Genomic DNA, 13,095 nt, shown 5'->3' with positions numbered 1-13,095 from the left:
CGGTTCGGGTTAAGGGTAAATCTGATTGCAGGACTGATTAATGCGATGGGATGAATATTTTCGCAAGAGGTCTAATGGTTTGAACGACAAAGAACGCGTGCGTGCGTACCGCACACACCCTACACCTCGGTTTTAAATTTGTGCCGCTACAGGTAGGGTGTGTGGCGTAACCACGCACGCGGTGGGTGGGAACGCAAGCTGCAGCTTGCTGAAATTTTTATATTTTGCGAAGGGAGAATATTGATTTATGTTTTCAATATTAGGTGCAGTATTATTTGGAATAATAGCCATTATGACAGTGCTTGTTGCTTGCGGTTTGCCTTTGGGCGAATTTACAATGGGTGGACAACATAAAATCTTACCTGAGAAACTTAGGGTTGTGGCAGTCATTTCGGTGGCCATCCAAATTTTTGCAATGATAATTATTTTGCAAGCCGGAGGTTTTATTTCTTTATGGTGGTCTTTTAAAGTTACTAAATATATTTGTTTCTTCTTTGCCGCTTATCTATCTTTGAATACTATTATGAATATGCTTTCAAAAAGCAGAAAAGAGAAATATGTGATGACTCCGATTTCACTTATAGCCGGAATATGTTTTTGGATAACGGCCTTTCAGATGTAGTATGGAAAATGAGGATAATATACAGTGCGTCAAATTGGAATTTGGAAATAATATTTCTATACATGATTGTTAATGAGATTATTGTGATATAACGAATACATGAGGCATAAAGACGATGAAAAATAACAGTTTGTCTAATTGAATAGAACAATTTTTGAAACAGTAAATCACAAAGGTTTACTGTTTTTTCTTGCTCATTTTTCAAAAATAAAAGTGTCAATAAATTAAAAAAGGCACTTGATGAAACGCTTCCTGAGGCGGTGAACCATACCTATGGACTTTTGTTGTTTGGGAGATCTGTGCAGATTTTTTTATGTACAGGTTTCGGTTAATTCAAACACCGAGTACGTGCCGCATACACTACACGTTGATTTTAAGGTTTGTGCCGCTCGCAGGTAGATATATGGCGAGCCACGCACGCGGTTGGCAAAGATGCAAGCAAGCTACAGCTTGCTGCACTTTGGAGGTTTCAAAGTGCAGGCTGCTTTTCTTTTGGGAATGTATGGTCGGCATTTATGCCTACGCAGGTGCAGGCTGCCTCACGCAAAGAACGCGTGCATACCGCACACACCGTACACGTTGGTTTTAGAGTTTGTGCCGTCCGCAGGTAGGGTGTGTGGCGCAGCCACGCACGCGGTTGGTAGGGGTGCAGGCTACGGCTTGCTAATAAAGAAAGGTTGGCAATATGGGTTTTGATGCCAGCCCGTAGGTCGGATTCTCGAATCCGACATTTTCCCGCAAGGGAAAACCCGCGCCGTTTCGGCAAAGATTGTCGGATACGAGTATCCGACCTACGCGCTGCTGGGTTTTTCAGGTAGCCTTTGAGGCCGTCTGAAAATGTTTAAACCGTGTACGCGGCGGGGCGGCACACGCTACGGCTGCGGGCTTGCCGCCAAATCGAACACGCGCTGCTGGTGTTCGGCGGCGTAGGCGAAGTCGGGGACGGTGTGTGTGCCGTGGTGCAGGTCGTGCCAGACGGCGCGGTAGGTTTCGACCAGGCATTCGGCGGGGGTGCTGTGGGGCGGCAGGGTTTGGCTTTGGCCTTCGTGGATGATTTCGATGGTGAGCGGTTCGTATTGGATGTGGCCGCTGTTGGCGGTGATGACGAGGCTGAGGTGTTCGCATTCGATTTGCATGGCCAGCCCGCTGCCGCCGCCGAGGTAAACCACGTCTGTGAGCGCGCCGTTGGTGTGGCGGGCTTGGTAGAGGACGTGGTCGGTGGCGGTGCGGCGGAGGGTTTGGCCGTTGTCTTTGCGGCGCACTTGGGGGTGAAGGCAGGCGGTGAGGGCGCGTTCTAGGGGCGGGCGGCCGGTCAGCAGGTTGAGGGCGGCGAGCATGTGGGCGAACGGGATGGTGAGGGTGTTGACGCCGTTTTCCTGTTGCTGGGCATAGAGATAGCGCGGGTCGATGAGGGCACCGCCTGCGGGGTTGCTGCCGCGCACGGTGCAGCTGAGCAGGCGGCCGGTGGCGGGGTCATCGAGCAGGGCTTTGATTTTGCGCACGTAGGGGGAGGTGGGGGCTTGCAGGCCGATGAAGGTGCGGCAGCCGTATTTTTCGGCGGTTTGTTGCAGGGCGCGGGACTGTTCGGGCGTGGTGCCGAGCGGCCATTCGCAGTAGATGGCTTTGCCGTAGGGGGCGATTTGTTCGATAAGGGCTTGATGTTGGGGGAGGCTGACGGCGACGACGATGAGGCCGATGTCGTCGCGGGCGGCGAGTTCGGCGGGGGTGTCGCTGTAAAACGGCACGCGGTATTTTTCGGCGGCGAGTTTGGCAGAAGCGGGGCTGCCGGCGGTGAGCCCTTTGATGGCGAACAGCTCGGGCAGGCGGGAGAGTGAGGGGTAGTGCGCCATCGACGCCCAGCCGCCGCCTGCGCTGAGGCCGATGATGCCGACGTTGACGGGTTGGGGGGCGGATGCGGAGGGGGCGGTCATGTTAGTTTCCTTTGGGCGGGGATGGGGGTTGGCTTCGCAGAAACTCGGCAACTTGTTTTCAGGTAGCCTTTGAGGCCGTCTGAAAAGGCTACCTGAAAGCGTAGCTTCAACGCAGTTAAAATTAGGGGCTGACGTAGATTAGCCCTAAATTCCACACCAATCCCGCAGGATTTTAAGCTGTTGGGACGGTGTGCCGAAGTTAAATCGAAATTCGCATTCTTTCAAGAACAGTGGGAAAGATTTGCGGTCAGTCCCGTTGTATTTGCGCAAGACGCGTTTCGCCTGATTCCAAAAATTTCCAATGCCGTTGATGTGGTTCTGACGGTCGGCAAACGCTTTGGAATGGTTGATGCGGTAATGGATAAAACCGCTTACGTCCGGCTTGTCATAGCTGCTCAGGCTGTCCGTGTAAACAATGCTGTCCGGCATGATTTTCTTTTTGATGATAGGGAGTAACGTTTCAGACTTGGCATTATCCGCCACAACGGTATAGACCCGTCCGTTGCGTTTCAGAATGCCGAAGACAACCACTTTTCCTGCCGCACCGCGACCGCGTCTGCCTTTACGCCGTCCGCCGAAATAGCTTTCGTCTAACTCGACGGGGCCCTCGAAAACCTCATCGGCAGCCAAGGCTAGATAATGGCTGATGACCATACGGATTTTGCGGTAGAACAGGATGGCGGAGTTGGGCTGAATGTCTAAAATATCGGCAGCGGAACGGGCGGTAACTTGGAGTACAAAAAATTCAAGCAGTTTATTTTGAACTCTCTTGCTTAATTTACAATTGGTTATCTTCATTTTCGTAGCCTAGCATAACTACTAATCTACGTCAGCCCCAAAAAGTTTATTTTCCATTTAATCCTCCAAAAAATCCATAAAAATTAATCACTCTGCCCCAAACAACAACCCTTCCTTAATCCCCCGAATCCTATCCCTCAACACAGCCGCCTCTTCAAACTGCAAATCCCGAGCCGCCTGCTGCATGGCTTTTTCCAGTTTGGCGATTTCTTTAATCGCGTCTTCTTCGTTGTGAATCTCGCCGACTTTAACCTTGTTTTTACCTTTCAGACGACCTTTGCCGCTGTCTTCTTCGTGGTACACGCCGTCGATGATGTCTTTGACTTGTTTTTTAATCTGCTGTGGCACGATGCCGTGTTCTTCGTTGAATTTAATTTGTTTTTCGCGGCGGCGTTCGGTTTCGTCGATGGCGGCTTTCATGGAGTCGGTGATTTTGTCGGCGTACAGAATCGCGACGCCGTTCACGTTGCGCGCGGCGCGGCCTATGGTTTGAATCAGGCTGCGGTGGGAGCGTAGGAAGCCTTCTTTATCGGCGTCGAGGATGGCGACGAGGGAGACTTCGGGGATGTCCAAGCCTTCGCGCAAGAGGTTGATACCGACGAGTACATCGAACAATCCGAGCCGTAAATCTCTAATGATTTCAACGCGCTCTACGGTGTCGATGTCGCTGTGCAGGTAGCGCACTTTGATGCCGAGTTCGCTGTAATAGTCGGTGAGTTGTTCCGCCATGCGTTTGGTGAGGGTGGTAACGAGCACGCGTTCGCCTTTTTGGATGCGGTCGTTGATTTCGCTCATTAAGTCATCGACTTGGGTGGCAACTGGGCGGATGATGATTTGGGGGTCGACCAGCCCTGTGGGGCGGACGACTTGTTCGACCACTTGTCCGGCGTGTTCTTCTTCGTATTTGGCGGGAGTGGCGGACACGAAGACGGTTTGCGGCATGACTTTTTCAAATTCGTGGAATTTAAGCGGGCGGTTGTCGCGGGCGGAAGGCAGGCGGAAGCCGTAGTCGACCAGGTTTTGCTTGCGCGATGCGTCGCCTTTGTACATGCCGCCAATTTGGGTAACGGTAACGTGGCTTTCGTCGATGAACATGATGGCGTTGTCGGGCAGGTAGTCCATCAGCGTAGGCGGCGGTTCGCCTTCTTTTTTACCGGAGAAATGGCGGGAGTAGTTTTCGATGCCTTTGCAGAAGCCCATTTCGTAGAGCATTTCGAGGTCGAAGCGGGTGCGCTGTTCGATGCGTTGCTGTTCGACAGGGCGTTGTTCGCGGGCGAAAAATTCGATGCGTTCGCGCAATTCTTCTTTGATGGACTCGCAGGCGCGCAAGACGGTGTCGCGCGGGGTAACGTAGTGGCTGGATGGGAAAACGGTGTAGCGGCCGACGCGCTGGATAAGGCTGCCTGAAAGCGGGTCGAACATATCGAGGCGGTCGATTTCGTCGTCAAACAGGCTGATGCGCAAGGCGTTTTCGGAGCTTTCGGCGGGGTATACGTCAATCACGTCGCCGCGCACGCGGAAGCTGCCGCGTTTGAAGTCCAAATCGCCGCGTTCGTATTGCATGGAAACGAGCGTGGCGATGATGTCGCGCTGCTCGATGGTGTCGCTTTCTTTGACGGACAACACCATTTGTTGATACTCGGTCGGGTCGCCGATACCGTAAATGGCGGACACGGTGGCGACGATAATCACGTCGTCGCGCGTCATCAGGTTTTTGGTGGCGGAAAGGCGCATTTGCTCGATGTGTTCGTTGATCGCGCTGTCCTTTTCGATGAACAAGTCGCGGCTGGGCACATAGGCTTCGGGTTGGTAATAGTCGTAGTAGGAGACGAAATATTCCACCGCGTTTTCAGGGAAAAACTCGCGCATTTCGGCGTAGAGCTGGGCGGCAAGGGTTTTGTTGTGCGCCATGATGATAGCAGGGCGGCCGCTTTGGGCGATGATGTTTGCCATGGTGTAGGTTTTGCCCGAACCGGTTACGCCGAGCAGGGTTTGATAGGCAAGGCCGTCTGAAAGCCCTTCGAGCAGGCCGGCAATGGCGGTGGGCTGGTCGCCGGCGGGTGGGAAGGGTTGGTGGAGTTTGAAGGGGGAATTTGGGTATTGGATGACTTCCATATTGCCGCCTGTTTTCGGTTCGGGGAAAAGGGAAATTATAGCAAGCGGCTCGCGTATTGGCGTTTTGTCTTTATGGGGCGGAACGAAAAATCCGCCGGGTTTCGGCGGATTTGGTCAGTTGATGGGATGAGGCCGTCTGAAAACGTTGCGCGGCAGGTTTTCAGACGGCCTTAAGGTTAGGATTTGATGGCCTTATTCAGCATTGTTTCGCCATATTTGTTGTAAACGAGACCTTTATTTTTTAGATAATGCCGTTTAGGAATTTGTTTGTTTTTAAATATTGATAGGCAATCAACCAATTTTATAAATCAGTTAAATTGCGCTGTACTAATTTTTCCAGTGGGATTTCTAATGCATCTGCAACGCGTCCCATTACATCAATGGAGACGGCACGACTGCCACTCTCTATCTCACAAATATAAGTCTTACTGACATCGGCACGAAACGATAATTCTTCTTGTGAGATTTCTTTCAGACGACGCATTTGTCTCATATTTTGAGCGAAGATGAGGCGGCAAGGATGGGGAGCGGTGTTTTTTTTCATGCCGCCAAGTATTTATTAAGCTAAATCATATCAACAATAAACTATAATTTATTTATTTTTAACTATAGTTGAACTTCTGGAAAAGTTTGATTACAATGCCCCTTCCTTATTTAAGGAAGATAATTCAACTCATTCGGAGGATTTATTATGTCTGAAAATTCAAAAACAGCAGCTGGTGTTGCCGGGGCTGGGGCTGTCGGCGCGATTGGTTATGCGGCGGCAGGTGCAAGTGCGGCAACGGTAACATCAACCTTGGCAACAGTCGGCTCGGTGGTGGGCGGCGGTATGGCTGCAGGTATTGCAGTGGCTGCGGCAGCACCACTTGCTGTAGCAGGTGCAGTATATGCTTTATTCGAATTCTTTGGTGATTAAGGGGATGGGAATGGGATTCTTTGACAGTTTTTTGGGTAATAAACAAGATCAACCAGTCAATGGCGCAATAGGTTATGGCAAAAATAAAGCGGATGGTAGCCATGATCACCGTACCAATCGCGGCAATGACAGAACGCCCGCACAGAAAGCAGGTGATGAATCGCGCCGAAAATCATCAGATGACGATTAACAAACCTGATTAAGATAGAGCAGCCTGAAATTGAATTTTCAGGCTGTTTTTTTGAAGAGAAAATTAAATTGCCGTTCCATTAAAAAGGAAAAGCCGTCTGAAAACGTTGCGCGGCAGGTTTTCAGACGGCCTTAAGGTTAGGATTTGATGGCTTTGTCGGCAATATCTTTGCGGTATTGCATGCCTTCGAAATGGATTTTTGCCACGGCCTCATATGCTTTGGCTTTGGCCTCTTTCACGTCGTCGCCCAAACCGACCACGCACAACACGCGTCCGCCGTTGGTTACCGTATGGCCGTCTGAAACCGCCGTTCCGGCGTGGAAAACCTTGCCGATTTTATTGGCGGCTTCCATGCCTTCGACGGCATCGCCTTTGCGCGGGCTGTCGGGATAGCCGGCCGCCGCCAGCACCACGCCGACGGCGGTTTGCGGGTTCCATTCCGCTTGCACCTTATCCAAACGGCGGTCTAAAGCGGCTTGCACCAAATCGGCCAAATCGCTGTCCAAACGGCTCATGATGGGCTGGGTTTCGGGGTCGCCGAAACGGCAATTGAATTCAATGGTGCGGGGCGCGCCATTTTCGTCAATCATCAAACCCGCATACAGGAAGCCGGTAAATTCGCAGCCGTCCGCCGCCATGCCGCGCACCGTGGGCAGGATGATTTCGTCCATGGTGCGGCGGTAGACTTCGGGGGTAACGACGGGGGCGGGGCTGTACGCGCCCATGCCACCGGTGTTCGGGCCTTGGTCGTTGTCGAGCAGGCGTTTGTGGTCTTGGCTGGTGGCCATCGGCAGGACGTGTTCGCCGTCCACCATCACGATAAAGCTGGCTTCCTCGCCCTGCAAAAAGTCTTCGATGACCACCCGCGCACCGGCGTTGCCCATCTTGTTGCCCAACAGCATATCGTCGATGGTGGCGTGCGCTTCTGCCAAAGTCATGGCGACAATCACGCCTTTGCCTGCCGCCAGGCCGTCGGCCTTGATGACGATGGGCGCGCCTTTTGCGTCCACATAATCATGCGCCTGCTGCGCGTTGTCGAACGTTTGGTAGCCCGCGGTGGGAATGCCGTGCCGTTTCATAAATGCTTTGGCAAAATCTTTCGAACTTTCCAACTGTGCGGCGGCACGGGTCGGGCCGAAAACAGGTAGTCCGGCAGCGCGGAAATCGTCCACGATGCCTGCCGCCAGCGGGGCTTCGGGGCCGATAATGGTGAAGGCGACGTTTTCTTTCCGGCAAAAGTCGATCAGGTCGGCATGCGCCGTCAGCGGCAGGTTTTGCAGCTTGGGTTCGGGCGCGGTGCCTGCATTGCCGGGGGCGACGAAGACAGTGGCGACTTTGGGCGACTGTGCCAGTTTCCAGGCCAGTGCGTGTTCACGACCGCCGCTGCCGATAACGAGCAGTTTCATGAGGATTCCTTAAATTGATTCGGGTTTGTCGGAAAGGGACGCCGGATGTACCGGAGCCTGTCGGTATGGAGGCCGTCTGAAAAAGTGTCGTTGGGTTTTCAGACGGCCTCGGATTCATTTGCCTCAAAATCAAACCTTATGGTTTGTTTGGGTGTTAGAACGGGATGTCGTCGTCGATGTCGTCCACGGGCTGGGCGGGTGCAGCCGGAGCCTGGCGGCGCGGCGCGGCGGGCGGCTCGCTGTTGTAGGCGGGTTGCTGTTGTGCCTGGTACGGCTGTTGCTGGTATTGTTGTTGCGGTGCAGGCTGGTAGCCTTCGTCGTAAGGCGTGCTGCTGCCGCTGCTTTGCCGTCCGCCGAGCATTTTCATTTCGCTGCCGATGATGTCGTAGGCTGTGCGCTCAATGCCGTCTTTGCCGGTGTATTTGCGGCTTTGGATGCGGCCTTCGATGTAAACCTGGCTGCCTTTTTTCAGGTATTGTCCCGCCACTTCGGCCAAGCGGCGGTAGAGGGTGATGTTGTGCCATTCGGTACGTTCCTGACGCTGTCCGGTTTGGCGGTCGTTCCATGTTTCGCTGGTGGCGATGGAAAAGTTGCAGACGGCCTCGCCGTTGGGCATGTAGCGCACTTCGGGGTCGCGGCCGAGGTTGCCGATAAGGATGACTTTGTTTAGGGACATTTTTTATACTCCTGAGATGATGTTTTTGGCTGCGGCTTCGTCGAAACCTTTTTGCAGGGCTTTGATGTAGACGGTTTCGCCGTCGCTGCTGAAGCTGATGTGCTCCACGCCGGCTACCTTGCCGAGTGCGAAGTGTAGGGCTTCCTGCCTTCCGTGCCAAGATGTGCCGATTTTAAAGGCAATGTTTTTAACCGGTTTCGGCGCGGGGCTGAGGATGGCGCTGACCAGCCAGGCGGCGGTCAATACGAGTGTAAACGCGAGGACGGCATACATGCCGTAGTTTTGGTAGAGCATTCCGCCTATCAGTCCGCCGCAGAGCAGGCCTACCGATTGCAGGGTGTTGTACACGCCCATGGCCGTGCCTTTCAAATCGGCGGGGGCGATTTTGGAAACCATGGAAGGCTGGCTGGCTTCCAAGATGTTGAAACCGATAAAGTACACAATCAGGCAGGCGGCAATCAGCCACAGGGAGTGCAATGACAGCATTAGGCCCGCAAGGGCGGCGAGGATCAGCACGATGCCGGAGATGAAAACCTGTTTGAGGCGGTTGCGCGTTTCGCCGACGATAATTGCGGGAACCATCAGTATCAGGCCGAGCAGTGTGGCGGGGAAATAAATTTTCCAATGTACGGTTTTGTCCAAGCCCAAATCGACCATGATGAAGGGCAGGGTGGTAAACAGAGCCATCATGCCGCAATGCAGGGCGAAGATGCCGAAATTGAGGCTCATCAGGCGGCGGTCGGCAAACACTTCGCCGAAACGGGACGGCTGCGCCTGCGCGTCTTCGTGCAGTTTGGATACGGCGGGGTCGGGTGTCCAAAACGCCACCACGGCCATGCTGGACAAGGTCAGCAGGCCCGTCAGGATAAACAGGCCTTTCACGCCGATGACGCTGGTAAGCATCGGCGACAGAATCAGGCTGGCGGAGAAGGTGATGCCTATGCTCAAGCCTATCATCGCCATCGAACGGGTGCGGACTTCCTCACGCGTCAGGTCGGCCAGCAACGCGGTTACCGCCGCGCTTACCGCCCCCGCGCCCTGCAATGCGCGGCCGATAACGAGCATTTCCAGCGAATCGGCCGAAGCGGCGAGAAAACTGCCGGCGGCAAACAGCAGCAGGCCGAAATAAATGGTTTTCTTCCGGCCGAAACGGTCGGAAGCGATGCCCAGCGGAAGCTGCATCAGAGCCTGCGTCAGGCCGTACATGCCCACGGCCAGGCCGACTAGGGTTTTATTGTTGTCCGCGCCGGGCAGGCCGTCGGCATACAATGCCAGCACGGGCAGCACCAGAAACATCCCCAGCATCCGCAATGCGTACACACCCGACAACGAAGTGCTGGCACGCCATTCTTCGGGAGTCATTTGGGTTTGGTTTGATCGAGCCATCTTTACCATCCGAAAGGCCGTCTGAAAAACATAAACCGCACAGCGGCTGCATTTTTGCAGGGGAGGCCGTCTGAAAACTGTATAAAGCGGCGGATTATATACCAATCGCGGCAGGAAACCACCGACAGATGCCGCGCGGGCAGGCGGCCGAATCTGCTACAATCCCCGCTTTACCGAACAGCCGTGCGGCTGAAGCGTTTTTCAGACGGCCAAAATATATAGGGAGGCCGTCTGAAAAAAGGTACACCGCGCGGCACAGCAAGAAGGATTACACAATGAGCAAGAAACGCGTCCTCACAGGCGTAACCACCACCGGCATCCCGCATCTGGGCAACTACGTCGGCGCCATCCGCCCCGCCGTCCGCGCGGCGCAAAGCCCCGATACCGAATCCTTCCTCTTCCTCGCCGACTACCACGGCATCATCAAATGCCACGAGCCGGAGATGATTCACCAATCCACCCAAGCCGTTGCCGCCACTTGGCTTGCCTGCGGACTTGACCCCGAGCGCACCACCTTCTACCGCCAAAGCGACATTCCCGAAGTGATGGAATTGAACTGGATTCTGACCTGCATCACCGCCAAAGGCCTGATGAACCGCGCCCACGCCTACAAAGCCGCCGTGCAGGCAAACGCCGAAAACAATCAGGAAGACCCCGACCACGGCGTAGAAATGGGGCTGTACAGCTACCCCATCCTGATGACTGCCGACATCCTCATGTTCAACGCCAACGAAGTGCCCGTCGGCCGCGACCAAATCCAACACGTCGAAATGGCGCGCGACATCGCCGGCCGCTTCAACCACCGCTTCAAAGAAGTCTTCACCCTGCCCGAAGTGAAAATCGACGAAAACGTTGAACTCTTGGTCGGTTTGGACGGACGCAAAATGTCCAAATCCTACGGCAACACCATTCCGCTTTGGGAAAACGACAAGAAAACCCAAAAATCAGTCAACAAAATCATCACCAACATGAAAGAGCCAGGCGAATCGAAGCAGCCAGACGAAAGCCCCTTGTTCGAAATCTACAAAGCCTTCTCCACGCCGTCTGAAACCGCAGAATTCACACAAATGCTGGTCGAAGGCCTAGCATGGGGCGAAGCCAAAAAACTCCTAGCCGCCAAAATCAACGCCGAGCTGGCAGAACCGCGCGAACGCTATAACGAGCTGACCGCCAATCCTTCGCAAATCGAAGACATCCTACAAGCAGGCGCAGCCAAAGCGCGCAAAGAAGCGCGCGAACTGCTGGACAAAGTACGCGACGCCGTCGGCATCCGTCCGTTGAAGTAAACGAATGGCCTGCCTTATTCCAAAGGCAAGCCGTCTGAAAAGCGAAACTGCTGTTAATTGTGAGGAAAAAATGCAGAAAATTTTAATTTTCATGCTTCTGGCCGCTGCCGTTCCGGCTTTTGCTCAGGCACCAAAAACCAAAAGTGAAACCATCAAAGCAGAATATTGCCCGATGCCGTCTGAAAAAGAGGAGTGCAGTAAAGTCGAAATAACCCGCCTGATATTTGCCGAGCCGGCCCTGACGGCATTTGCCGACAGTTTGCTGCACAACAGCCTCGAATTGAAACTGGCTAATTTCTCATCGAGCCATGTGCGGAAAAAATTGAAAAAGGAAGTCGATGAAACCAAAGACGACGACGGGAAATATTTGCGTCTGGAGCAAGATGCGGACAACACTTTGTACGGTTATTCGCCCGATTATCTGACCATCCGCACCGGTTACTGGGCTTACGGAGGTGGTCCGCACGGTAACGGCGGGGAATATTTCAGCACCATTCCGCGTAAAGGCAAGATAAGGGAATTGACAATGAAGGACATCTTGCTGCCGGGCAAGAGGGACGCGTTGATTAGGTTGGTGAAAGAAGGAGTGGCCGATGATTATGTGGATGGGCAAAAAGCCGAAAATCGTCAAGAAGTTCTCGAATGGCTGTCACCAAGTTTCGAGAAAGATTATCGGAAGCAGGATTTCAATTGGACTTTAGATGAAGGAGGCCTGCGTTTTGTCTTTAACTCCTATTCCCTCGGCGGTTATTTGGATCTTGCCGATGTTACTTTGCCGGCCGAAAAGCTGCATGGGATTATCAAGCCGGAAATACTGCGGCAGATAGGAAAATTCAAAAAAACAGCCAAAGATTGAGGATGAAGGCCGTCTGAAACATAGCAGTCTGTTTTCAGACGGCCTGAAAAATAGATAACGAATGCCGGGCAAACGGCAGGAAAGGATGAAGATGATTTACGGAATAGGTACCGATTTGACCGATGTGAAGCGTATTGAAAAGCTGCATCAGAAATACGGCCGCGCATTTGCCGAACGTATCCTGCATCCTGTGGAATTGACGGAGTTTTCCGCCGCCGTGCGGCCGTTGGTTTTTTTGGCCAAACGGTTTGCCGCCAAAGAGGCTTTTGCCAAAGCGGTCGGCACCGGCATTCGGGGGGCGGTATCGCTGCAGCATATCGGTATCGGCCACGATGTGTTGGGCAAGCCCGAATATTTCTACGCCGCACCGCTGCAAAACTGGTTGGACGAGCAAGGCATCCGCCGCGTGCATTTGAGCCTAAGCGATGAGGATAATCATGTTCTGGCGTTTGCCATAGCGGAAAACTGAGATATACCTGCATAAACAAGAGGCCGTCTGGAAATAAAGTTTCAGACGGCCTCTTTAATATTTTCCGTACGTTTTTTATTCATAAATGATGCAGTTTTTGTCGGTGCCGTTGGCATTGCTGAAATAAGTATTGCTTTCCGAACAGGAGGAAGTGCTGGTTTCACAGAGTGTCAGTATCATGTCCTGATTGATTTTCAACACCCTCGGTTCGCTGTCTTTGTTTAAGGCGACGGCTTTTACGGTAAAGTTGTCCGAAAGGGCACCGCGTGCATTTCCCTGCATCCTGAAACAGAAATAGTCATTTTGCTTGATAGCCAAATCAGCCCAAGTAGTCGAATTTTTTTTGAAACTTTTATGTTGGGCATAAAATTAGACCTCTTGCGAAAGTATCCTGAAGATTTACAATTTCCAAATGAAATACGAAAACCTAATCCAAAGAAGCAA

Annotated in this window: 14 protein-coding genes; 6 read left to right on the top strand and 8 right to left on the bottom strand. The window is 52.9% G+C overall.

Translation table 11 applies throughout. The annotated features are described in order from the left end of the window. Positions 1–247 precede the first annotated feature (247 nt). Positions 248–622: a hypothetical protein gene (locus ACTHSL_RS11300; protein ID WP_440381476.1), complete on the top strand. Its 375-nt coding sequence runs from the start codon at positions 248–250 to the stop codon at positions 620–622. An 872-nt stretch (positions 623–1,494) separates the two neighbouring features. Here the strand turns inward: ACTHSL_RS11300 and ACTHSL_RS11295 are convergent. The 4 genes from ACTHSL_RS11295 to ACTHSL_RS11280 all read right to left on the bottom strand — a co-directional run bounded on the left by ACTHSL_RS11295 (position 1,495) and on the right by ACTHSL_RS11280 (position 6,010). Continuing rightward, positions 1,495–2,553 (bottom strand): Gfo/Idh/MocA family protein, encoded by a 1,059-nt coding sequence (locus tag ACTHSL_RS11295; protein WP_003778391.1) that lies wholly within the window; start codon positions 2,551–2,553, stop codon positions 1,495–1,497. A 144-nt stretch (positions 2,554–2,697) separates the two neighbouring features. Further along, the gene (locus ACTHSL_RS11290) at positions 2,698–3,351 is read right to left on the bottom strand and encodes an IS1595 family transposase (protein ID WP_440381475.1); all 654 of its coding nucleotides are present in this window, start codon (positions 3,349–3,351) and stop codon (positions 2,698–2,700) included. A gap of 87 nt (positions 3,352–3,438) precedes the next feature. After that, a complete protein-coding gene (gene uvrB / locus ACTHSL_RS11285; protein ID WP_440381474.1) occupies positions 3,439–5,466 on the bottom strand; it encodes an excinuclease ABC subunit UvrB in 2,028 nt (675 codons plus the stop codon). A gap of 301 nt (positions 5,467–5,767) precedes the next feature. Next, entirely contained in the window at positions 5,768–6,010 is a 243-nt protein-coding gene (locus ACTHSL_RS11280) for a helix-turn-helix domain-containing protein (protein WP_314378374.1), read from the bottom strand. A gap of 147 nt (positions 6,011–6,157) precedes the next feature. Here ACTHSL_RS11280 and ACTHSL_RS11275 point away from each other — a divergent pair, with 147 nt between their 5' ends. Both ACTHSL_RS11275 and ACTHSL_RS11270 read left to right on the top strand, forming a co-directional pair. Beyond that, a complete protein-coding gene (locus ACTHSL_RS11275) occupies positions 6,158–6,382 on the top strand; it encodes a hypothetical protein (protein ID WP_440381473.1) in 225 nt (74 codons plus the stop codon). Positions 6,383–6,392: 10 nt separating this feature from the next. After that, positions 6,393–6,572, top strand: a complete 180-nt coding sequence (locus ACTHSL_RS11270) for a hypothetical protein (protein ID WP_440381472.1) — start codon at positions 6,393–6,395, stop codon at positions 6,570–6,572. A 137-nt stretch (positions 6,573–6,709) separates the two neighbouring features. Here ACTHSL_RS11270 and purD read toward each other — a convergent pair whose 3' ends face one another. The 3 genes from purD to ACTHSL_RS11255 all read right to left on the bottom strand — a co-directional run bounded on the left by purD (position 6,710) and on the right by ACTHSL_RS11255 (position 10,040). Next, the gene (purD, locus tag ACTHSL_RS11265) at positions 6,710–7,978 is read right to left on the bottom strand and encodes a phosphoribosylamine--glycine ligase (RefSeq protein ID WP_440381471.1); all 1,269 of its coding nucleotides are present in this window, start codon (positions 7,976–7,978) and stop codon (positions 6,710–6,712) included. Positions 7,979–8,132: 154 nt separating this feature from the next. After that, entirely contained in the window at positions 8,133–8,654 is a 522-nt protein-coding gene (locus ACTHSL_RS11260; RefSeq protein WP_440381470.1) for a single-stranded DNA-binding protein, read from the bottom strand. A gap of 3 nt (positions 8,655–8,657) precedes the next feature. Then, positions 8,658–10,040 (bottom strand): MFS transporter, encoded by a 1,383-nt coding sequence (locus ACTHSL_RS11255; RefSeq protein WP_440381469.1) that lies wholly within the window; start codon positions 10,038–10,040, stop codon positions 8,658–8,660. 275 nt (positions 10,041–10,315) lie between these two features. Here ACTHSL_RS11255 and trpS point away from each other — a divergent pair, with 275 nt between their 5' ends. From trpS to acpS, 3 genes are all read left to right on the top strand, one after another. After that, the gene (trpS, locus tag ACTHSL_RS11250; protein WP_440381468.1) at positions 10,316–11,326 is read left to right on the top strand and encodes a tryptophan--tRNA ligase; all 1,011 of its coding nucleotides are present in this window, start codon (positions 10,316–10,318) and stop codon (positions 11,324–11,326) included. Positions 11,327–11,396: 70 nt separating this feature from the next. Then, complete coding sequence (locus tag ACTHSL_RS11245; protein WP_440381467.1) at positions 11,397–12,182, top strand: hypothetical protein; 786 nt, start codon at positions 11,397–11,399, stop codon at positions 12,180–12,182. A 91-nt stretch (positions 12,183–12,273) separates the two neighbouring features. Beyond that, the gene (gene acpS / locus ACTHSL_RS11240) at positions 12,274–12,651 is read left to right on the top strand and encodes a holo-ACP synthase (RefSeq protein WP_440381477.1); all 378 of its coding nucleotides are present in this window, start codon (positions 12,274–12,276) and stop codon (positions 12,649–12,651) included. Between the two features lie 75 nt (positions 12,652–12,726). On the opposite strand, the gene ACTHSL_RS11235 is transcribed toward acpS, so the two are convergent. Further along, on the bottom strand, positions 12,727–12,933 hold the full coding sequence (locus ACTHSL_RS11235; RefSeq protein ID WP_440381466.1) for a hypothetical protein: 207 nt from the start codon (positions 12,931–12,933) through the stop codon (positions 12,727–12,729). Between the last annotated feature and the right edge of the window lie 162 nt (positions 12,934–13,095).

Origin of the sequence: Neisseria sp. P0008.S010 (assembly GCF_051962715.1) — a bacterium.
GTDB classification, from domain to species: domain Bacteria; phylum Pseudomonadota; class Gammaproteobacteria; order Burkholderiales; family Neisseriaceae; genus Neisseria; species Neisseria elongata.
This window is presented reverse-complemented; position numbering and strand designations above follow the sequence as displayed.